We start from the raw sequence: 21,795 nt of genomic DNA on the forward strand, positions 1-21,795 counted from the left end.
CGTACATCGAATGCGTATCATCCGGCCATCGCCGAACAACGTGGAGTCGTGCCGTGCATATCGAAGACGGGATCGACCGAGCCCTTGGCCAATGCATCGACGCGTATGTCGACCGCACGCCGGAAAGCCGAAAGCAGTTCGAGTTCGCACAGCGTCACCTGCCTGCGGGAAACACGCGCTCCGTTCTGTTCTACGAGCCTTATCCCTTGGCGATGAATCGTGGAGAGGACGCGCTGCTCTGGGATCTCGATGGCCATCGCTACGTGGATTTTCTGGGGGAGTACACCGCGGGCCTCTACGGGCACTCCAACGCCGTCATCCGTGCCGCGCTCCACCGCACCATCGATGCCGGCTTGAGTCTGACGGGGCACAACGAACTGGAAGGCCGCCTCGCCGCGCTCATCTGCAGCCGCATTGCGTCGCTCGAGCGCATTCGCTTCACCAACTCGGGTACAGAAGCCAATCTTCTGGCGGTGGCGGTTGCAAAGGCGTTCACGCGACGGTCGATGGTCATGGTCTTCGAGGGCGGCTACCACGGCGGCGTGCTCACCTTTGCGCAGGGGCCGGCGACGATCAACGTTCCGCACGATTTCCTGCTGGCCCGCTACAACGACATCGACAGTGTCGACCGTCTGTTCGAGCGCCATGGCACGGAGATCGCCGTCGTGCTGGTCGAGCCCATGCAGGGGGCCGCCGGCTGCATCCCGGGCGATCCGGCGTACCTCGAACACTTGCGCCAGCGAAGCAGCGAACACGGCGCGCTGCTGGCCTTCGACGAGGTGATGACCTCGCGGCTGGCACCTGGCGCACGCCAGGATCAGATATCGGTTCGGCCCGATCTGACCACCCTGGGCAAGTACATCGGCGGCGGCATGTCGTGTGGCGCCTTCGGGGGGCGCAGCGACATCATGGACCTGTTCGATCCGCGCAGGAAAGATGCGCTCCCGCACGCGGGAACCTTCAACAACAACGTGATGAGCATGGCCGCCGGCATCGCCGGGCTGGAACAGGTGTTCACGCCGGACGCCTGTATCGATCTGAACGCCAAGGGCGATGCGTTGCGCGATCGCCTCAACGGCATCTGCGCGCAGAGGCGGCTGCCGTTCCAGTTCAGCGGGCTGGGGTCGACCATGAACTTCCATCCGACCGGCAATGCGATCAGGTCGACCGCGGATCTTCGGAGTTGCGACACCCGGTTTCGCGATCTCTTCTTCTTCTCGATGCTCGAACAGGGCATCTATGTCGCGCGCCGCGGCTTCGTGGTGCTTTCGCTGCCGACCACGCTGGCCGACATCGACCGGTTTGCCGAGGCTTTCGACAACTTCGCCGACAAGTGCGGGCCGCTGCTGGGCTGAACGCCGAGACCCGCGCGGGGATCACGCGAGTGTGAGCAGCGGCAGGTCTCGCTCGCGCGCCAGCGCGTCTAACTCGGCGCGTGTGCGGGTGTGCAACCACGCGGCGATGGCGTCGCGCGTGGAAGGCGCCATCATGTCCTGCGTGCCCAGCCCGGCGGCGTCGCACAGGCGCGCGGCAAAGTGCGGCTCGAGCGCCGCCACCGCCACCCGGCCGTCGGCGCAGGGATAAACGCGGTAGCCCGCATGGGCCCCGCCCACGGCGCCGTGGACTTGCGTCAGCCCCCATTGCCGCGGCAGGGCCAGCCAGTCGGCAGCTGCATTGAGCGCGACTTCGAGGTAGACGCCGGCGCCCGTGCCGGCGCCGGTGCGCTTGTGAAGCACCGCCTGTAGCACGGCTTCGGTGGCCAGCAGCGCCCCGCCCATGTCGGCGAACAATGTCGGCGGCAGTTCGGTGCCGTTGACCAGGCCATATTCGGCCAGGTAGGTCAGGTCATGTCCTGGCTCCTCGGCGCGTGCGCCGGGCGCGCCGACGATGGCGACTTGCGACAGTGCCGGGTGGCGTTCATGAAGCGGCTCCCAGCCCAGGCCCAGCTTGGCCAGCGCCGAAGGCCGGAAGGAAGTCAGCAGCACGTCGGTCTGTGCCAGCGCACGGTGCAGTTGCTCGCGGTCTTCCTCCGTCTTCAGATCGGCGGTGTGGACCTCCACGCCCTCATGCAGGGCGGCGTAGGCGTCGCGGTTGTAGTGCGCCATCGGGTCGCCGGCCGGCGGCTCGAACTTCAGGCAGTGCGCGCCCATCGTGCGGCAGCGCAACAAGGCCGCCGGGCCGGGCAGGTTGAGCGCGAGGCTCAGCACGCGCACGCCGGCCAGGGGCGCGAAGGCGAACGTGGTTTCGGTGGAAGCAGGGGGCATCGGGCGTCTCCTCGGTCGCAACGGACTGTCACCTTGGGAGCTTACCGGCTCGGGCTGCCCGTTCTACGATGCGCTTGCATCCGTTCCCCAACCCGACCCAAGGAGACATCCATGTATCAGAGCGACCTGATGGCCGGCCGGCGCATCCTCGTGACCGGCGGCGGCACCGGCCTGGGCAAGGCGATGGCCGAGCGCTTCCTCGGCCTGGGCGCGGACGTCGCGATCTGCGGCCGCCGCCAGCCGGTGGTGGAAGAGACCGCTGCGCAATGGCGCGAGCAATTTCCCGGCCGGCGCATCGACGCCTTCGGCGTCGACATCCGCGACGCGCAGAGCGTGGAACAGATGATCGATGCGCTGTGGCAGGGCGGCGGGCTGACCGGCCTGATCAACAACGCCGCCGGCAACTTCGTCGCGCCGACCGAGAGCCTGTCGTCGCGCGCCTTCGATGCCATCGCCAACATCGTCTTTCACGGCAGCTTCTACGTGACGCAGGCGGTGGGCAAGCGCTGGATCGCCGAGGCCAAGGCCGGCCAGTGGAAGGCCGGCGACCCCTACCGCAGCGTGATGAGCATCATCGTCACCTGGGTCGACAACGGCGGCCCCTACGTCGTGCCCTCGGCCATGAGCAAGGCCGGCGTCGAAGTGATGACCCGGTCGCTGGCCATCGAATGGGCGCGCTACGGCATCCGGCTCAACGCCATCGGGCCGGGCGAGATCCCGACCGAGGGCATGAGCAAGCGCCTCAACCCCGGCGAGGAACCCGGTGCCCGCAGCAAGGCGAGCAACCCGATGGCGCGCACCGGCGAGATGAGCGAACTGCAGAACCTGGCCGCGTTCTTGATGGCGCCGGGCCAGTGCGACTGGCTGACGGGGCAGAGCATCATGATGGACGGCGGTCAGGCGCTGGCGACGGGGGGCAACTTTTATGAGTTGCGGGAGTGGAGCGATGCGCAGTGGGTGGAGGCGAGGGAGCGGATCGAGGCGCAGAACAGGAAGGATAAGGAGCAGAGGTGAAGCGCAAGGGAGGGGCGCCGTTCGTCTCGCATCTGATTCGTCTTGATGTTTAGAGGCTTCCATCAGAGTTATCGGCGTTCGAACGCAGCTCGGCGCGCTCGTGGCAGCTTGCGTTGAATTCTGATTATTTCTGCTTTTTGACGCGACTAGGTTTTGGGGGCGGCTAAGGTCACGGCCCCAGAGTTCGCAAGAGCAGAAAAATTGAGAAAGTTCTATGCGAGGCAGGCCGCATCTGCCTCGGATTCAGGCATATCCACGCCTGATGAGCGTGTCGACGCTTGGTGTCGCCCGTCGTCAGATGAATGCAGAGTCGCATCCAACTCGAGCGTGATCAATGCATCAGCGATGCAGCGTTCGAACGATGCCGGCTTGCGTTCGTGGCGTGATGCCTTCGCGCGTCTCCCGCGTTCAAATGAAGAGTTCTTGCCACGGGTCGAAGGACCGCTCAAAGCGTTCTTCCCTTACCGCAGATTGATCCTTGGCCACGGAGAACTGATAGCCCTATCGAACGGACACGACGGCGTCTGCCTACGGCAATTTGCAACCGCTTTGGCGTCGGAGCATCCGCGTCATTGATGCGCAAAAAAATTTACTCCCGATTTCGAGTTGAAAAGCCAACGTGTAGGCAAGCGAGGTCTCTTAATTAAAAATTCTTTCAAGTAAATTCATGATTGAAATATTTTTATTGCTAATCGGCGCTGCACTAGGTTTCTTCGGTTCACTAATGGCTGAAGGGGATGTTGCCGTCACATTGATGCGATGCGCTGCATACGCTTTAGTGGGATTTTCTGGGGCCATTTTTTTCCTTTCTTCAGCGATCAAAAATGCTGTGCGCAAACTTCCAGAGAGCGAGCGCGGCGTGATGGGCTTGCTAAATGTGGCCCTCAACGGCGAAGCAGACCGACTTAAATTGTTCATTGCATGCGTTCTGATTTGCTTTCTTTTTGTCGTAGCGGGCGTCGGTGTTGGCGCTCTGTTTTTTGTGTTTGTTGCTTCTAGGTAAAGTATGAGTGGTGTTTCGCCTTATGAGTTAGCTGGATCTCTTTCGAATCTCTCGGGTGCTGTGCGCGATTTTGCAAACAATGGAGTACTTCCGAACCTCGGAACAGCCGACGCTGCTGCAACTACGCTTGGGGCTGCACTTACAACCAGTCAAGCGACTTTGGCCTCGCTTGGCCTTTCAAGGGCTGCATTCAACTTGGGTGCAGCAGGAATCGCAGCCAATGCGCTTGCACTTGATATCGCCGAGAAGCAGACAGCACACGCTGAGGCCATCGGCGACTCATCCGGATATTGGGCGGGAGTCTTTGGTCAAGTTTCTGCTATAGGCGGAATTGTGGCTGGCGTGCCATTTTTGCCGCCCAACGTTAGAGCATTAGGTCTGGCCTTAAATCTTGGTGGCGCGCTCGCGAAGGAAGTCATTTCTAATCGAGAAGCCATCTGCAACGCCATTGGCGAGGTATTCGATGATCTCGCTCGCGAGTTGGGCAAGCTGATGGATGATCAGCCAGGAATGGGAGGAGATCCGTTCACTGGGATGCCTTGGCCCGGAATCGATCTTCAGGTCGATCAGTTGTTCGATACGGCTCGTGCCTGGCGCCAACCCGTAGACCCTCTGATGTTGGACCTCGACGGCGACGGCCTCGAGTTGAAGCGCGCCGATGGCTCCATCCTCTTCGACCACAACGCCGACACCATCCGCACCGGCACGGGCTGGATTGGCTCCGACGACGGCATCCTCGTTCGCGACCTAAACGGCAACGGTGCCATCGATTCCGGCCGCGAGCTCTTCGGCATCGATACCGTCAAGGCCGATGGCAGCGACGCCGTCAACGGCTTCGATGCCTTGGCCGACCTCGACTCCAACGCCGACGGTCAGTTGACTGCCGCCGACTTGGCTTGGGGCGAAGTCAAGGTCTGGCGTGACCTGGATCAGGATGGTGTGTCCGACGCGGGCGAGGTTGTCGGCCTCGATGCCTTGGGCATTACCCGCATCGGTGTGGCCGGCAGTGCCGCGAACACCACTGGCGGCACCCAAGCCGGTTCCACCGTCAACGGCAACCTCATCGCCCAGAGCGCCAGCTTCACCCACACCGTGGATGGTGTGTCGGTGAGTCGCACCGTCGGCGCCATCGATCTCGAATCGAATCCGTTCTATCGCGAGTTCATGGGTGTTGTGCCGCTGACCGAGCAAGCCCGGTCCCTGCCCGACATGCAAGGCTCCGGCCGAGCCCGCGACCTGGCCGAAGCCGCCAGCCTGAGCGCTTCGCTCGGCATCAGCCTTGCCGCCTTCAGCACCGCCACCACCCGAGACGCCCAACGTACCCTGCTTGATCCGCTCCTGACCGAGTGGTCGCAAAGCTCCGACTTCTGGCAGAGCCTGGAAACCACCCTGGACGGCAACGTCAAGATCAGCGGCCTGCCCGCAGGCATGACCGAAGCCCAGTACCGTAACCTCGTCGGCGTGCTCGAAGTGTTCAACGGCGAGCGCTTGTACAGCACAGGTGCACAGGGCACTGCCATGACGGCAGGCACGACCCGCACGGACAGTACTGATGCAGCAACCCTGGTCACACGCGCCGGCTACGGCCTCGCCCCACCAGCGGCCCAGTTGGCCCTGCTGCAGCAAAGCTACGACGCCCTGAAGGAAAGCATCTACGGCGCGCTGGTCGTTCAAACCCGCCTCAAGCCCTACCTCGACACCATCTTGCTCACGATCGACGAGCACGGCCTCCGCTTCGACACCGCCGCACTGGCCGGCCTGCTCGACCAGCGCAAGGCAGCGGACGAACGCAATGCCATCCTCGACCTGGCCGAACTCAATCGGTATGCCCAGCCCACCCTGCAGGCCGTGGGCTTCGTCGGCCTGGACACTCTGCGCGGCTGGGTCGAGGCCTTGCCTTCCGACTCGACGCTGCGCGGCGAACTGACCACCCTGGACGTATTCACCGCTTCATCCACCAGCGGCACCGGTGCATCGGACATCTATCTGGGCAACGCCGGCAACAACAGCTTCAGCGGCGGTGCAGGCGACGACCACATGACGGGCGGTGCCGGCGGCGACAGCCTGGACGGTGGTGCGGGCGACGACACGCTGCTGGGCGGGGACGGTGACGACGGCCTCTATGGCCAGTCGGGTGCCGACGTGCTCCTCGGCGGCGCAGGCGACGACCAGCTCTTCGGCGGCGGCGCCTACGGTGGCGGCGACTGGTTCGGTGACGACGACACGCTCGACGGCGGCGCGGGCAATGACTGGCTCACCGGCGGCTTCGGCAGCGACACATACCTGTTCGGCCGCGGCGACGGCCGCGACACCATCAACAACGACGCCGACGGCTGGAACGGCTATGCCGACGCCGATCCGAACAAGCTGGACGTGCTGCGCTTCAAGGAGGGCGTTCGCCCCGAGGACGTGCGCGCCACGCGCAACGGCGACAACCTGGTGCTGAAGATCGACGGCACGGCCGACGAGGTCACGGTCCACGGCTACTTCACCGGCGACGGCATCAGCGCGCGCGGCTGGGCTATCGACCGCATCGAGTTCACGGACGGCACCGCCTGGACACTCTCGGACATGAATACAAGGGTACTGCAAGCGACCGATGGCAAGGACGCCATCACCGGCTACGCCAGCGACGATACGCTTGCCGGCCTCGCAGGCAACGACACCTTGCAGGGCCGTGGCGGCAACGACGTGCTGCAAGGCGGCGAGGGCGACGACAGCCTGTACGGCGAAGAAGGCATCGACCTGCTGGACGGCGGTGCAGGCAGCGACAGCCTGGACGGTGGTGCCGGCAACGACACGATCGTCGGCGGCGATGGCGAGGACATGTTGTTCGGCCAGGGCGGCGCCGACGTGCTGCGGGGTGGCGCGGGCAACGACAGCCTCTTCGGCAGTGGCTACTACGGTGGCGGCGATTGGTTCGGCGATCACGACACGCTCGACGGCGGCACCGGCAACGACTGGCTCACCGGCGGCTTCGGCAGCGACACGTACCTGTTCGGCCGGGGCGACGGTCAGGACGTCATCAACAACGACTCCGACCGCTGGAACGGTTATGCCGACGCCGATCCGAACAAGCAGGACGTGCTGCGCTTCAAGGAAGGCATTCTGGCCAGCGACGTGCGGGCGAGCCGCAACGGAGAAGACCTGGTGCTCAAGATCGACGGCACCAACGATCAGGTCACGATCCAGAACTACTTCGTCGGAGAAGGTGTCGCAGCGCGCGGCTGGGCAGTCGATCAGATCCAGTTCGCCGACGGCACGACCTGGAAGCTGGAGGACGTCAAGACCCGGGTGCTGCAGGGGACCGACGGCAACGACGCCCTGGCTGGTTTCGCAAGCGACGACACGCTCATGGGCCTCGCAGGCAACGACACCCTGCAGGGCCGTGGCGGCAACGACGTGCTGCAGGGCGGTGAAGGCGACGACAGCCTGCACGGCGAAGAAGGCATCGACCTACTGGACGGCGGTGCGGGCAGCGACAGCCTGGACGGCGGTGCCGGCAACGACACCCTCCACAGCGATGCAGGCAACGATCTTCTGCAGGGCGGGAGCGGCGACGACACCCTGCGCGGCGGCTCAGGCAACGACCTCCTGGCCGGCGGCCGCTACGACACCTGGAACGGCATCTACGACGGCTCGGGCAACGACACCTACGAATTCCACCGCGGCGACGGCCAGGACCGCATCGTCGATATCGACCCCACGCCCGGCAACACCGACGTGGTGAAGTTCGGCCCCGACATCGATGCCGACGATCTCTGGTTCCGCCAGGCCGGCAACGACCTGGAGGTGAGCATCATCGGCACCGACGACAAGCTCACGATCGACAACTGGTACGCCGGCCGCGCCCACCAGGTCGAGCAGTTCAAGGTCTCGGACAGCGCGGCGCTGCTCTACAACCAGGTCGATGCCCTGGTCGCGGCGATGGCTGCGTTTGCGCCGCCCGCTTCGAGCCAGATCTCGCTGCCGCCCGACTACCAGACGGCGTTGAACCCGGTGATTGCGGCCAACTGGAAGTAAGCCCGCCCCAGGGTTGAACCGCCCCCTCGCGTTGCCCAGAAGTCAGGTCTGGCCGCAACGCCGGGGGCGTCGCAGCGCAATGAAAAGAAACACAGACTGATGGCAGACGACCACACCGACAGTGCCGATCGGCGCCTAATGATCGTCGAGCCCCCGCCCACGGCAACCAGCGAGCCCCCCGTAGCCGCCAAACCAGACACCGGCCTGGCCTGCCTCGTGATGGTGGCCCGCCTGCACGGTGTGGCAGCCGACCCTCATCAACTGGCCCATGAGTTCGCTAAAGCCGGGAGCGAGTTCGGCGTCACCGACATCCTGCTCGCAGCGAAGCGACTCGAACTGAAGGCCAAGGCGGTCAAGATCGACATCGCGCGCTTGTGCAAGACGCCGTTGCCCGCCATCGCGGTCGGCATGGACGCCGCAGGCAAGCCCCGCTTCTTCGTCCTGGCACGACTCGACGGCGACCGGCTCCTGGTGCAAGACCCGGCAACGGGCCGGCCGGAAGCATGGAGCCTGGCTCAACTGCAATCGCGCTGGACCGGCGACGTGATCCTCGTCACGTCCCGCGCCTCGATCGCCGGTGAGCTGGCGAGGTTCGATTTCACCTGGTTCGTCCCGGCGATCGTGAAGTACCGCAAGCTCCTGGGTCAGGCGCTGTTGGTGAGCTTCGTCTTGCAGATTCTTGCCCTCGTCACGCCCCTGTTCTTTCAGGTGGTGATGGACAAGGTGCTCGTCCATCGCGGCTTCACCACCTTGGATGTGATCGCCGTGGGGCTGACGGTGGTCGTGCTGTTCGAGGTGTCGCTCACGGCATTGCGCAGCTACGTGTTCGCCCACACCACGAGCCGCATCGACGTGGAACTGGGCGCGCGGCTCTTTCGGCATTTGCTCAGCCTGCCACTGAACTACTTCCAGGCGCGGCGCGTCGGTGACTCCGTGGCCCGGGTGCGCGAACTCGAAAACATCCGTGCCTTCTTGACCGGCAACGCCATCACGCTGGTGCTGGACCTGTTGTTCGCAGTGGTGTTCATCGCCGTCATGCTGTACTACAGCGGCTGGCTGACGCTGATCGTCGCGCTGTCGCTGCCGTGTTACGTCATCCTGTCGCTGGCGTTCACCCCCGTGCTGCGCGCCCGGCTGCACGAGAAATTCGACCGCGGCGCAGAGAACCAGGCCTTTCTGGTGGAAACCGTCAGCGGCATCGACACCGTCAAGGCGATGGCCGTGGAGCCGCACTGGACGCGGACCTGGGACAACCAGTTGGCAGCGTACGTGTCGTCGAGCTTCAGAACCGTCACCCTCGGCACGCTGGCCAACGGCGGCGTGAGCCTGATCTCCAGGCTGGTGACCGTGGGCACGATGTACGTCGGTGCCCGTTTGGTGATCGACGGTCGATTGTCGGTAGGGCAGCTGATCGCCTTCAACATGCTCGCGGGGCAGGTGGCGCAGCCGATGATGCGACTGGCGCAGTTGTGGACCGACTTTCAGCAGACAGGCATCTCCGTTCAGCGCCTGGGCGACATCCTGAATACCCGGACCGAGGTGACGGGCGCCAAGAGCGCTTTGCCGCCGCTGGTCGGCCGCATCACGCTGGACGGCGTGATGTTCCGCTATCGCCCCGATGGTCCCGAGGTGCTCAAGGGCATCGACCTGGACATCCGCCCCGGCGAGGTGGTCGGCATCGTGGGGCGCTCCGGCTCGGGCAAGAGCACGCTGACCAAGCTGCTTCAGCGGCTGCATGTCCCGCAAAGCGGCCGGGTGCTGGTGGACGGCGCCGACCTGGCTTTGGCTGAGGTCAGCTCGCTGCGCAGGCAGATGGGCGTGGTGCTGCAGGAGAACGTGCTGTTCAACCGATCGATCCGGGACAACATTGCGCTGGCCGAGCCCGGCGCGCCGTTGGCGGCTGTAATTCGCGCGGCCAGGCTAGCCGGTGCGCACGACTTCATTCTGGAGCTGCCCGAAGGCTACGACACCCTGGTGGGCGAGCATGGCTCGACGCTGTCGGGCGGGCAACGGCAGCGTATCGCCATCGCGCGCGCACTCATGGCCAACCCGCGCATCCTGATCCTGGACGAGGCGACGAGTGCGCTCGACTACGAGAGCGAGCGCATCGTTCAGAACAACATGAAGGCCATCTGCCAGGGCCGAACGGTGATCGTCATCGCGCACCGGCTCTCGGCGGTGCGGCATGCCGACCGCATCGTGGTGATGGACCGCGGTCGGATCGCGGAAAGCGGCAGCCATGAGGAACTGCTGAGACACGAGGCCGGCCACTACGCGCGGCTTCATCGCCTGCAGCAAGGGTGAGTGTGACCATAAACGCGAAGCCGGAGCTTCGGGCCGCCGGGGATCTGTGGCGCCGCTACACGCAGGCGTTCGCCCAGGCATGGCATCGGCAGGCACAGATGGAACCTGTGGAGCGCCTGCCGCATGAGGCGCAATTCCTGCCCGCCGCACTCTCGCTGCAAGAGAGCCCGGTGTCACCTGCGCCACGCGTCGCCTTGTGGATGCTGCTGTTGTTGGCGCTGTCGGCCCTGCTCTGGTCGGTGTGGGGTCATATCGACGTGGTGGCGACCGCGCAAGGCAAGGTGGTCCCCAACGACCGTACCAAGACGATCCAGGCGTTCGAGACAGCCACCGTGAAGCACATCCTCGTCAGCGACGGGCAGCCGATCCAGGCCGGTGATGTGCTGGTCGAGCTCGACGCCACCAACGCACAAGCCGACAGGGACCGCGTGCAGGGCGATCTGTCCGCGGTGCGCCTGAAGGTCGCACGCGCGCAGTCGTTGCTGACGATGATCGACAAGGGCGCGGGGCTCGTGCTGGCTCGCCCGGAGCAGGTGACCGACCAACAGTTCATCGGCGCGCAGCGCCTGCTGGCCGGACAACTGAGCGAATACCGCGCCAGGCTGGGACGCATTGACGCCGACGTGGCACGGCGCGAGGCGGAACTGCGTTCGACGTTGGCACTGGTGCGCAAGCTGGAACAGACCGTGCCGATCGCCCAGCAACGCGCCAGGGACTTCAAGCATCTGGTTGAACAGAACTTTGTCTCCAGGCACGGCTATCTGGAGCGGGAGCAGGCGCGCATCGAACAGGAGGCGGACCTGGCCAACCAGAGCAGCCGCCTCATGGAAATCGAAGCCGCGTTGCGTGAAGCGAGGGGCCAGCGCCATGAGCTGACGGCGGAAACCCGCCGCATCGCGCTCGACAGCATCACCGACGGGCAGCAGAAAGGCGCGGCACTCGAACAGGAGCTTCTGAAAGCCGATATGCACAGCAAGCTGATGCGATTGACTTCACCCGTCGATGGCACCGTGCAGCAGTTGGCCGTGCACACGGTCGGCGGCGTGGTCACTCCGGCACAGCCGCTGATGGCGATCGTGCCGCGCGACAACCCGCTGGAGGTCGAAGCGTTCATCGAGAACAAGGACATCGGATTCGTCAAGCCCGGCCAGGAGGCGGAGATCAAGGTCGAAACCTTCCAGTACACCAAGTACGGCACGATCCACGCGACGGTGAGCTCGGTTTCGCACGACGCGATCAACGACGAGAAACGCGGGTTGATCTATTCGACCCGGGTGAAGTTGGCCAGGTCCGCCGTGCTCGTCGATGGCACGGAAGTCAGGCTCAGCCCCGGCATGGCGGTGTCCGTCGAAGTCAAGACGGGCAAGCGGCGCGTGATCGAGTATTTTCTGTCGCCCTTGATTCAGCACGCCGGAGAGAGCCTGCGAGAGCGTTGATTCAAAACGCTAATCCACGATCTCCGCCCCGCGCTCCTTCAGCAGCGCACGCAAAAACGATCGATGGCACTTCGCCTCGTCCTCGCAATAGCAACCCATTGAAAAATCGCTCTGCTGCGACAGCGCGGCGAGCAGGTCCAGGCTGCGGCTGGCGTCGGGCTCGGCCATCTCCGACTTGAACTTGCGGCCGAAGGCGGCCCATTCCGCGGGCTTGCCGGAGGCCACGGCGGCCTGGGCCTGTTTCATGGTGTCGACCGAGGGTGCGAGGTTGGGGTACCACACGTCGTACCAGTTCTGCGAGGCGAACTCGCTCTTGGGCACGCCGCGCGGCGGGCGGCGCACCGTGCCGATGCGCAGGCCCTCGCCGGGGGCGCGCTCGCTGCCGAGGCGGACGATTCGGATGGCCATGGACTGTCTCCTCCTGGATGGCGTCGCTGTTGACTGCGCGACAGCCGCGATCATCGCCGAGCCGCGATACTCGTGGCGCCCTGAACGGAGACACACGCGCCATGAATGAACGCATCGAAGCGATCCGCCACCCCGACGGCGTGGTCGAACTGCATCTTGCCCGCGCCGACAAGATGAACGCGCTCGATCCCGCGATGTTCGATGCGCTGATCGAGGCCGGCGAAGCGCTCTGCGGCGACGTGCGTGTCCGCGCCGTGGTGATCGCCGGCCGTGGCAAGGCCTTCTGCGCGGGCCTCGACATGCAGTCCTTCGAGCGCATGGAGCAAGGGGCAGGTCCGGGGCCGGGGCCGGGCTCGGACTCGCCTAGTGCGCTGCTCGGCAAGCAGGCATCGGCCGACCTGGTCGAGCGCACGCATGGCCTCTCGAACGCGGCGCAGCGGGTGGCCACCGTGTGGCGCGACGTGCCGGTGCCGATCATCGCCGCGGTGCACGGCGTGGCCTTCGGTGGGGGGCTGCAGGTGGCGCTGGGTGCCGACATCCGGCTGGTTGCGCCGGACGCGCGGCTGTCGGTCATGGAGATCAAATGGGGCCTGGTGCCCGACATGGCCGGCATGGTGCTGATGCGCGAGCTGGCGCGTGCGGACGTGGTGCGCGAGCTGTGCTTCACCGGGCGCATCTTCTCGGGTGAAGAGGCGGTGGCGCTGGGCCTGGCGACGCGCGTGTCGGCCGATCCGCTGGCCGACGCGCTGGCCATGGCCCACGACATCGCGCAGAAAAGTCCCGACGCGATTCGTGCCGGCAAGCGCTTGCTGAATGCGGCGATGGGGCACAGCGCCGCCGAGCTGCTGCTGGCCGAATCGGTGGAGCAGAAGGCGCTGATCGGCAGCGCCAACCAGGCCGAGGCGGTGCGGGCGAACCTGGAGCGGCGTGCGCCGCGCTTCGATCTGCAACCCTGAGGCGCCGGCGCGATGCCTACGCAGTGCCGCCGGTGCCGCCGGTGTGGCCGAATGCAGTGACGATCTGCAACACCTGCACCCCGCTGGGCAGCTCGATCAGGAACTCGGGATCGCGCGCCAGGTGATGGATGCGGCGCGGGTCCGGGCCAGCGAAGCGCGACATCGCCTCGACGCTTTCCCAGTACGAGATGGTGACGAACTCGCTGTCGGTTTCGCGGTCTTCGCGCAGCAGTTGCACGCCCAGCGCTTTTTCTTCGAGCGGGCGGATGCCTTCTTCGTACAGGTAGGCCGCATAGGCGTCGGCCTTGTCCCGGGTGGTGCGGCCGCGCCAGATGCGGGCGATGGTGGGCTTCGAAGCGTGGGTCATGCGGATCCTTTGCAGAGAATGAATGACGCGAGGCCCGGATTGTCGCGGCATACTCTGCGCGATCTCAACCTGCCTGAATTCCACGTCGAATGGACAAAGAAGTCGAACCCGCGGTGCTCGCGGTCATCAATGAAAAGCGCCTGTCCGGCGAAAAGCGTACGCCGGTCGACATCATCGCCAAGATGGGCGTGCCCGACGCCCGCGACAAAGCCTCCGATCAGGCCTGGATCGCGACCGGCGACAACGTGATCGCCACGGTCTGGGCCGAACTCGTGAGCATCGGCGCCGGCGGCCGGTGGTTCTTCATCGAATCGCTCGACACGCAGCGTCGCATCGGCGGCGGCGACCGCAGCGCGCTGCAGATCCAGCGGGCCAAGGACCGGCTGGGCCTGCTCAAGCGGTCGCTCGACGCGGGGCAGGGCGTCAGGGCGGTGCTGCAGACCAACCGCGTGGCGATCCGCGAGGCCGAAAGCGACAAGGCGGCCCGGGTGTCGACCCGCGTGCCGGACGACGAGGAATGGCATGTCGCGCAGTGGGAGCCCGCGCGCAAGTTCGCGGTGCTGGTGCGCGGCGCGCGCGGCTGGCTGCCGGGCGACGAGGACATGCAAGCCGCGCGGACGCGGGCGAACATCCCCTCCGACGCGCCGGAGGCCGGGCCTGGCGGGGCATCGGCCGACGATCCGCAGGCGGCCGCGATGGGCTACCTGGCCAGCCACTTCGCGAGCTATGGCTACAAGGCAGAGGACGTGTCAGCGCAGAAGCTCGGCTACGACATCGAGGTGTCGGACAAGAAGGGCAAGGTGCTGCTGCAACTCGCCGTGAAGGGCACCGCGACGGGCAAGACCGGCTTCAGGCTCTCGGCCGAGGAACGCGCCGTCGCGGCGAAGGGCGACCCCTGGCGCCTGGCGGTGGTCACCGACGCCTTCGGGCCGGCGACGCAGCACAAGCTGTACCGGTCGTCCGAGATGGACAAGGCGCCGGGCCTCGAGCCCTTCTGACCGCTGACAGCTACCTGCCCTGATCGGCCGTCGCAGCGACGCATTGCGCGGCTGCATCGCGCGGCAGCATCACCGCGCTGCGCCGCACCTGTTTCAGGCGGCCGCGGCAGGCGCATCGCCGCCCGCGCGGCTGCCGCTCAGCATCCGGCTGAACAGCCGGGCGGTCTTCGCATCGCAGGCCATGCCGTGGTCCAGGTGCACGTTCATGGCGAAGCCGTCGAAAGCCATCAGCACCACGCCCGCGATGATGCTTCCCTGCGCCGGCGGCACGTCGAGGCATTCGCCGATCCACTGCGCGACGCGCCCCTGGAACAGCTCGCGCAGGTGCGGGCTGTAGCTGTCGCTGACGCTGCTGGTCGACAGCGCTTGCATGATGTTCTTGGCGAAGCCGTTGGTTTCGCGCGGCAGGTCGCGCCATAGCGCCGTCAACAGCCGCTCGAGCCGTGCCTCGGGCGATGCGATGCGCTTGAGCGAGCGCTCCAGCTTCTCGAGCCGCTCGGTGAGCCAGGGCTCGTAGAGCGTGTACAGAACCTCCAGCTTCGACCCGAAATACACGTACACGTTGGCCGTCGAAATACCGGCTTCGCGCGCGATCGCCGGAATCGACGTGTCGATGTAGCCCTGTTCCGAGAACAGGCGAAAAGCCGCGTCGAGGATGGCCGTTCGGACGTCTTCTTTCTTTCGTTGTGACATGTTGGTGCCGATCGTGTTCCGGGGTGGTGCGCCGCATTCTCTCAAAACTGAATGGTATTCGCTATTGACACGCGAGAGCTTGACTTCTAAATTTGTTGGAACGCTTCACGAACCTTCGACGACTCGTTCAGGAACCCCACGATGATGCAAGCTGCCATCCGCACGCAAGAGCTCAACCCGGCGATGCTCATGTCGCTCTTTCGCAAGCAGTTCGAGCTGTGCCGCGTCACGCCGGGCCAGACCGTGGCGATCGTCAGCGACCTGGGCACGCGGCGCGAATACATCCAGGCCGCCTTCGCCGCGGCGAAGGACATCGGCTTCGACATCTACGAGATGTGCGTCAACGCGATTCCCGGCTGGACCAGCGTCGGCGTGCCGACCATCGGCAAGTGCAAGGGCACGCTCGAGGCGCTGATGGCGGTCGACATGGTGCTGATCTTCCACGTGCCGCTGTTCTCCAAATGGCTGCGCGACGTGCAGGCCAAGGGCGTGCGCGTGCAGATGATCATCGACGCGCCGGACGACCTGTACCAGCTGCAGTCGCCTCCGGGCTTGAAGGAAGCCGTCCTCCATGCCACCGCGCTCTACAAGAAGACGCGCGAGGCGCGCGTCACGAGCAAGGCCGGCACCGACCTCACGTACCGCTGCGGCGAATACCCGGTGATGAGCCAGTACGGCATGGCCGACGAGCCCGGCCGCTTCGACCACTGGGGCGTGGGCCTGCTGCACACTTTTCCGAACGAAGGCAGCGCGCAGGGCAGGGTGGTGATTGCGCCCGGCGACGTCATCATCCTTCCGTACTGCCGCTACGTGCAGGACGCGATCGAGATCGAGGTGCGCGAGGGCCACATCACGAGCATCGAGGGTGGCCTCGACGCGGCCCTCATGCGCGAATGGCTGGCCGAGGGCGAGGAACATGCGGGCGACCGCGACCCGTATGCGCTGTCGCACCTGGGCTGGGGCCTCAATCCGCAATGCCGCTGGGATTCGCTGGCGCTTTACGGCGACGCACCCGAGCGCAGCCGCGCCGCGGCGCGCAGCTTCCCCGGCAACTTCCTCTTCAGCACCGGCCCGAACACGCAAGGCGGCGGCAAGCGCACCACGCGCGGCCACTACGACGTGCCGATGCGCGGCTGCACCATCGCGCTCGACGGCAACGTGGTCATCAAGGACGGCCGCGTGGTCGACCCCGAGATGATCGTCAAGCGCGTGGCCCGCTGAGGCGCTGCATCGACGCACGACAAGAAAGACACCCCATGCTGATCGAAGGCCAATTCCCCATCGCCGCATCGCGCGAGGCGCTGATGGTCCACCTGTTCGACGCGGGCCTGATGGCCTCGTGCCTGCCCGGCTGCGAGAAGCTCGAAGCCATCGATGCCGACAGCTACCGCGCCGTCGTCGTCATTTCGATGGCGGGCATCAAGGCCCGCTTCAACCTCCAGGTCGCCATCACCCGACGCGATGAGCACAACGTCTGGGCCGTGACGCGCGGCGACGAAGGCGGCAAGGCGAGCAACCTGCAGGCCGACAGCCAGGTCAACCTCGAAGACGCGGCCGAGGGCACGCAGGTGCGCTACCGCTCCGAGGTGTCGGTGACGGGCCGGCTCGGCCGCTTCGCGCTCGGCATGATGAAGAAGAAGGCGCAGAGCATGGGCGACGAGTTCGCCGTCAACCTGCAGCGCAAGCTCGAACAGGTCGGTGCCGCGGCCGCCGCGCCCGCGCACGAAGGGCATTGAACATGCCGACCCTGCAGGGGCTCTATCGCCCGAAGACCGTCGACGAGGCCACGGCCTTGCTGGCGCAGGATGCCGAGGCCAAGCCGCTGGCCGGCGGCGCGACGCTGGTCGCGATGCTCAATGCGCGGGTCATCGAGCCTGCCGCGCTCATCAGCCTGGCGGACATCGACGAGATCAAGGGCATTTCGGTACTCGCCGATGGCCGCGTGCGCATCGGCGCCTTCACGCGGCATCGCGACACCGCCGCGTGCACGCTGGCGCTGGGTGCGGCCGGCGTGGTGCCGCATGCCGCCTCGCAGATCGCGAACGCGACGGTGCGCAACATGGGCACCATCGGCGGGTCGATCTCGTTCGCCGATCCGGGGCTCGACTATCCGCCGGCGCTCGTCGCCGCGGGCGCGGTCATCGAGATCGCGTCCGTCGACGGACGGCGCACCGTGCCCGCGGCCGAGTTCTTCGTCGACTGGTACCTGACCGCGCTCGAACCCGGCGAAATGGTCACGGCCGTGCTGCTGCCGCCGCCGGACCACGGCGTGGGCATCTACGTCAAGCATGCGCGCGTGGCCGGGGACTACGCCACCGCCTCGGTCGCGGCCTGCCTGCACGACGATGGGCGCATTGCCATCGCGGTGGGCGCGTGCGGCCCCACCCCCTTGTCCGACGCCGAGGCCGATACGCTGCTGTCGTCCGACCGCAGCGATGCGGCCATCGCGCGCGCGGCCAAGATGCTGGAGCAGCGCGCCGACCCGCTCGACGACGTGCGCGGCAGTGCCGACTACCGGCGCCTGTTGATTCCCCGCCTGCTGTCGCGCGCGGTGCGTGCGGTGGAGGCCTCGTCGGCAACATCGCAGCGGAGCATGGCATGAGCAGCGCGACGACCCTCGTCACGCTCGACGTGAACGGCAACGAAGCCCAGGTCCCGGCCGCGCTTCACGACACGATGCTCACCGTGCTGCGCGACGGCCTGCAATTGACCGCTGCCAAGCGAGGCTGCAACCAGGGCGTGTGCGGCGCCTGCACCATCAGCATCGACGGCGTGCCGATGCGCGCCTGCCTGAGCCTGGCCCATGCCTGCGAGCATGCCGAGGTGCGCACGCTCGAAGGCTTGCAGGGTGGTCGCGAGATGCGCGCCCTGCAGGCGGCTTTCGCCCGATCGGGCGCGTTTCAGTGCGGCTTCTGCACCGCCGGCATGCTGGTCGCTGCGCACGCGCTGCTGCAACGCGACCCCGCGCCCGACGAGCAGGCGGTGCGCAAGGCGCTCTCCGGCAACCTGTGCCGCTGCACCGGCTACGTCAAGATCATCGAGGCGGTGCAACACGCCGCGCGGTCGCTGCAGCCCGAAGGAGTCGCATCGTGAGCGGCACCGTCATGCAGCCGCCGCGTGCGCGCGAGGCCGCCGAGGAAGACGAGTTCCGCGGCGCCGTCGGCCAGGCCATCCCGCAGCTCGAAGCCGACGAGAAGCTCACCGGCTCCGCGCAATACATCGCCGACATCTACCGCCCCGGCATGCTCTTCGGGGCGATCCTGCAGAGCCCCGTGGCGCATGCGCGCATCCGCGGCTACGACCTCGCCGAGGCGCTGGCTCTGCCGGGCGTGCGCGCCATCGTCACGGGCGACGACTTGAACGATGCCCACAAGATGGGCGCCTTCATCAAGGACGAGCCGGCCTTCGCGAAGGGCAAGGTGCGCTACGTCGGCGAAATCGTCGCCGCCGTGGCCGCCGACACCGAGGCCATCGCGCGCCAAGCCACGCGGCTGATCCGCGTCGACTACGAAGAGCTGCCCGCGGTGCTCGACCCCGAGCAGGCGCTGGCGCCCGGTGCTGCGCTGGTGCACGACGATGCGGCCTCCTACGTGTCGGTGTTCGACTCCGGCACCGACGGCAACCTGTGCTCGCGCACCTCCTTCCGCGCCGGCGATGCCGACGCGGCATGGGCCGATTGCGACGTCGTCGTCGAGGGCCACTACCAGACCCAGGCCCAGGCCCACCTGTCTCTGGAGCCCTGCGGTGCGCTCGCCGAGGTCGATGCGGCCGGCCGCGTCACGCTGTGGTCGGCCAACCAGTCGGTGTTTCGCGTGCAGGCCAGCGTCTGCGAATCGCTGGGCCTGCCGATGACGCGGCTGCGCTCGCTCACCCCGCGCATCGGCGCCGGCTTCGGCAACAAGATGGAAGCGCACGTGCAGCCGGCGGTGGTGCTGCTGGCGCTCAAGGCGCGCCGGCCCGTCAAGCTCATCCTGAGCCGCGAGGAAGACTTCGAGACGGTGCGCGCGCGCCACCCGGCCACCATCCGCATCAAGACCGGCGCGAAGCGCGACGGCACGCTGGTCGCGCGCGAGGTCGAGCTGCTGCTCGACGGCGGCGCCTACGGCGACGACAGCCCCGGCGTGCTGGGCTATGCGCTGCTGATGAACTGCGGGCCCTACCGCATTCCGCACGTCCATGCCCATGGCCGCGTGGCCTACACCAACAAGCTGCGCTTCGGCGCCTTCCGCGGCTTCGGCGTGCCGCAAATGACTTTCGCGTCCGAGACGCAGCTGGACGAGATCGCGCGTCGCTTGTCGATGGACCCGATCGCCTTGCGCCGCCGGAACATGCTGATGGGCGACGACCCGTGGTTCGGTGGCCAGCCCATTCTTTCGAACGGCCTCGCGGAATGCGTGGACCTGGTCGACAAGGCATCGGGCTGGGCCGCAAGGGCGACGGCAAGCGCGTCGCAGCCCGGCCGCCGCCGCGGTTTCGGCGTGGCCCTCACCGCCCACATCAGCGGCCTGCTGGCTTCGGGCGCCATCGTGCGCATGCTCGAAGACGGCACCGTGCTGCTCAACACCGGCGCGGTCGACATCGGGCAGGGCTCCAACACCGTGCTCACGCAGATGTGCGCGGAGGCGCTCAAGCTGCCGGTGGAGCGCGTGGCCATCGCCAGCCCCGACACCGACGGCTCGCCCTACAACTGGGGCACCACCGCCAGCCGCGTCACCTACGTGGCCGGCCGCTCGGTGGTCGGCGCGGCGGCCGAGGTGGAAGGCAAGCTCAAGGAGCATGCGAGCCAGATGCTCGAATGCGCGGTGGACGATCTCGAACTGCTGCCCGGCGGCAAGGTCGCGATCAAGGGCGTGTCGCAGCGCGCGGTGAGCTTTGCCGAGATATCCGGCCGCGCCCACTGGGCCGCCGGAGGCCCGATCATCGGCACGCACAGCTGGGTGTTCGACCAGAAGACCATCGACCCGAAGCGCGCCGTCGCGCAGGGGCTGCCGTTCCCGCAGATCGGCATCTATTCGTTCAACGCGATGGTGGTGGAGGTCGAGGTCGACGATGCCACGGGCAAGGTGCGCGTGGTCAACGCATGGTCGGCCTGCGACATAGGCCGCGCCATCAACCCGACCCTGGCCACGGGCCAGATCGAAGGCGCCTTCGTGCAGGGCATGGGCTACGCGCTCACCGAAGAAATGGTGTGGGACGGCCCGCGGCTCGCCAACCCGAGTCTGATGGACTACAAGATCCCGACCATGGCCGAGCTGCCAGAGAGCCTGCGTGCCTACATCGTCGAATCGAACGAGCCCAGCGGGCCCTTCGGCGCGAAGAGCGTAGGCGAGATCGGCATCAACGGCGTCGCCGCGGCCATCGCCAACGCGGTGGCCGATGCGACCGGCGTGCAGTTGCACCAGTTGCCGCTGACGGCCGAGCGCGTGCTGCGCGGCTTGTTGGCGCAGGAGCAAGAGCAAGCGAAGGCGGAGGCCGCATCGTGAAGCTCGAACTCTATCCCCCGCAGGAGCCGCTGTCGCCGCTGGGCCAGGCCTACCAGGCGCGCATCATGGCGCTGGGCGAGGGCGTACAAGGCCATGAAGCCGCCTATGGCGACGATCCCTACCAGTCGCTGGCCGTGTTCCCTGCGATCGATCCGAGCGGCGACGTGCTGGTCTTCTTGCACGGCGGCGGCTGGACCAGCGGCTACAAGGAGTGGATGTACTTTATGGCGCCCGCACTCACTGCGGCGGGCGTGACGCTGGTCAGCGCAGGCTACCGGCTGGCACCGGGTCATGTGTTCCCCGCGGGCTTCGAAGACGCAGCCGATGCGGTCGCCTGGGTGTATCGCCACATCGAAGCGCATGGCGGCGACCCGCAACGCATCTTCGTCGGCGGCCATTCGGCAGGCGGCCACTACGCGGCACTGCTCGCGGTGTCCTCGGCCTGGCGGCAGGCGAGGGCGCTGCCGTCGGATGTGCTGCGCGGCTGCCTGCCGGTGTCAGGCGTGTATCGCTTCGGCGAAGGCAGCGGGCTCAACGTGCGGCCGCGCTTCCTGGGCATCGGCGACGAAGCGCAGGTCGACGCCGCGGCTTCACCGATGCAGCGCATCGAGCGCGCAGCCTGCCCGCCGTTCCTGATCACCCACGGCACCCGCGACTTTCCGCACCTGATCACGCAGGCGCAGCAAATGCAGGCGGCGCTGCTGGCCGCCGGCGTTCCCGTGCAAGCCCACGTGCTCGAAGGCGCAGACCACTTCGATGCGAGCGTCGCCTGTGGCGACCCGTCCTCGGAATGGCCGGCACTCGCAGCAGCGTGGATGCACCGCATCCGCAAGCCCTGAGCCGGCG

The 21,795-nt window shown here is 66.6% G+C and carries 18 protein-coding genes; 14 read left to right on the top strand and 4 right to left on the bottom strand.

Going from position 1 to position 21,795, the window contains the following annotated elements; translation table 11 throughout:
- Positions 1 to 53 precede the first annotated feature (53 nt).
- Positions 54 to 1,355, top strand: a complete 1,302-nt coding sequence (locus B0W80_RS05510; RefSeq protein ID WP_256856495.1) for an aspartate aminotransferase family protein — start codon at positions 54 to 56, stop codon at positions 1,353 to 1,355.
- A 21-nt stretch (positions 1,356 to 1,376) separates the two neighbouring features.
- On the opposite strand, the gene B0W80_RS05515 is transcribed toward B0W80_RS05510, so the two are convergent.
- Entirely contained in the window at positions 1,377 to 2,264 is an 888-nt protein-coding gene (locus B0W80_RS05515) for a CaiB/BaiF CoA-transferase family protein (RefSeq protein WP_076998104.1), read from the bottom strand.
- A 111-nt stretch (positions 2,265 to 2,375) separates the two neighbouring features.
- Between B0W80_RS05515 and B0W80_RS05520 the strand changes: the two genes are divergently transcribed.
- The 5 genes from B0W80_RS05520 (at position 2,376) to B0W80_RS05540 (ending at position 12,044) form a co-directional block, all read left to right on the top strand.
- Positions 2,376 to 3,278, top strand: coding sequence for an SDR family oxidoreductase (locus B0W80_RS05520; protein WP_076998105.1), 903 nt, complete (start codon positions 2,376 to 2,378; stop codon positions 3,276 to 3,278).
- A gap of 667 nt (positions 3,279 to 3,945) precedes the next feature.
- Entirely contained in the window at positions 3,946 to 4,281 is a 336-nt protein-coding gene (locus tag B0W80_RS34715) for a hypothetical protein (protein ID WP_143684485.1), read from the top strand.
- A gap of 195 nt (positions 4,282 to 4,476) precedes the next feature.
- Entirely contained in the window at positions 4,477 to 8,304 is a 3,828-nt protein-coding gene (locus tag B0W80_RS05530) for a calcium-binding protein (protein WP_179106840.1), read from the top strand.
- Between the two features lie 99 nt (positions 8,305 to 8,403).
- Positions 8,404 to 10,608 carry a type I secretion system permease/ATPase gene (locus tag B0W80_RS05535; RefSeq protein ID WP_373038246.1) on the top strand — a complete coding sequence of 735 codons (2,205 nt, stop codon included), beginning with the start codon at positions 8,404 to 8,406 and terminating at the stop codon, positions 10,606 to 10,608.
- 2 nt (positions 10,609 to 10,610) lie between these two features.
- Complete coding sequence (locus B0W80_RS05540; RefSeq protein ID WP_256856496.1) at positions 10,611 to 12,044, top strand: HlyD family type I secretion periplasmic adaptor subunit; 1,434 nt, start codon at positions 10,611 to 10,613, stop codon at positions 12,042 to 12,044.
- 9 nt (positions 12,045 to 12,053) lie between these two features.
- Here the strand turns inward: B0W80_RS05540 and B0W80_RS05545 are convergent, their stop codons facing one another.
- On the bottom strand, positions 12,054 to 12,452 hold the full coding sequence (locus B0W80_RS05545; protein WP_076998108.1) for a DUF488 domain-containing protein: 399 nt from the start codon (positions 12,450 to 12,452) through the stop codon (positions 12,054 to 12,056).
- 101 nt (positions 12,453 to 12,553) lie between these two features.
- On the opposite strand from B0W80_RS05545, the gene B0W80_RS05550 reads away from it, so the two are divergent.
- Positions 12,554 to 13,408: a crotonase/enoyl-CoA hydratase family protein gene (locus B0W80_RS05550; RefSeq protein ID WP_076998109.1), complete on the top strand. Its 855-nt coding sequence runs from the start codon at positions 12,554 to 12,556 to the stop codon at positions 13,406 to 13,408.
- A 16-nt stretch (positions 13,409 to 13,424) separates the two neighbouring features.
- Here the strand turns inward: B0W80_RS05550 and B0W80_RS05555 are convergent, their stop codons facing one another.
- Positions 13,425 to 13,775, bottom strand: a complete 351-nt coding sequence (locus B0W80_RS05555) for an antibiotic biosynthesis monooxygenase (protein WP_076998110.1) — start codon at positions 13,773 to 13,775, stop codon at positions 13,425 to 13,427.
- An 89-nt stretch (positions 13,776 to 13,864) separates the two neighbouring features.
- Between B0W80_RS05555 and B0W80_RS05560 the strand changes: the two genes are divergently transcribed.
- Positions 13,865 to 14,773, top strand: coding sequence for a DUF3883 domain-containing protein (locus B0W80_RS05560; protein ID WP_076998111.1), 909 nt, complete (start codon positions 13,865 to 13,867; stop codon positions 14,771 to 14,773).
- 93 nt (positions 14,774 to 14,866) lie between these two features.
- On the opposite strand, the gene B0W80_RS05565 is transcribed toward B0W80_RS05560, so the two are convergent.
- Complete coding sequence (locus B0W80_RS05565; protein ID WP_076998112.1) at positions 14,867 to 15,466, bottom strand: TetR/AcrR family transcriptional regulator; 600 nt, start codon at positions 15,464 to 15,466, stop codon at positions 14,867 to 14,869.
- A gap of 141 nt (positions 15,467 to 15,607) precedes the next feature.
- Between B0W80_RS05565 and B0W80_RS35355 the strand changes: the two genes are divergently transcribed.
- From B0W80_RS35355 to B0W80_RS05595, 6 genes are read left to right on the top strand one after another with little or no spacing between them, the layout of a single operon-like run.
- Complete coding sequence (locus tag B0W80_RS35355) at positions 15,608 to 16,687, top strand: hypothetical protein (protein WP_076998113.1); 1,080 nt, start codon at positions 15,608 to 15,610, stop codon at positions 16,685 to 16,687.
- Positions 16,688 to 16,722: 35 nt separating this feature from the next.
- The gene (locus B0W80_RS35360; protein ID WP_076998114.1) at positions 16,723 to 17,202 is read left to right on the top strand and encodes a CoxG family protein; all 480 of its coding nucleotides are present in this window, start codon (positions 16,723 to 16,725) and stop codon (positions 17,200 to 17,202) included.
- 2 nt (positions 17,203 to 17,204) lie between these two features.
- Entirely contained in the window at positions 17,205 to 18,068 is an 864-nt protein-coding gene (locus B0W80_RS05580; protein WP_076998115.1) for a xanthine dehydrogenase family protein subunit M, read from the top strand.
- The gene (locus B0W80_RS05585) at positions 18,065 to 18,559 is read left to right on the top strand and encodes a (2Fe-2S)-binding protein (RefSeq protein WP_076998116.1); all 495 of its coding nucleotides are present in this window, start codon (positions 18,065 to 18,067) and stop codon (positions 18,557 to 18,559) included. The genes B0W80_RS05580 and B0W80_RS05585 overlap by 4 nt, the downstream gene beginning before the upstream one ends.
- Positions 18,556 to 20,949, top strand: coding sequence for a xanthine dehydrogenase family protein molybdopterin-binding subunit (locus tag B0W80_RS05590; protein WP_083745194.1), 2,394 nt, complete (start codon positions 18,556 to 18,558; stop codon positions 20,947 to 20,949). The genes B0W80_RS05585 and B0W80_RS05590 overlap by 4 nt, the downstream gene beginning before the upstream one ends.
- Complete coding sequence (locus B0W80_RS05595; protein ID WP_076998117.1) at positions 20,946 to 21,788, top strand: alpha/beta hydrolase; 843 nt, start codon at positions 20,946 to 20,948, stop codon at positions 21,786 to 21,788. Before B0W80_RS05590 ends, B0W80_RS05595 begins: the two co-directional genes overlap by 4 nt.
- The last annotated feature ends 7 nt before the right edge of the window (positions 21,789 to 21,795 follow it).

The organism is Variovorax sp. KK3 (genome assembly GCF_001984055.1).
In the GTDB taxonomy this organism is placed as follows: domain Bacteria; phylum Pseudomonadota; class Gammaproteobacteria; order Burkholderiales; family Burkholderiaceae_C; genus Variovorax.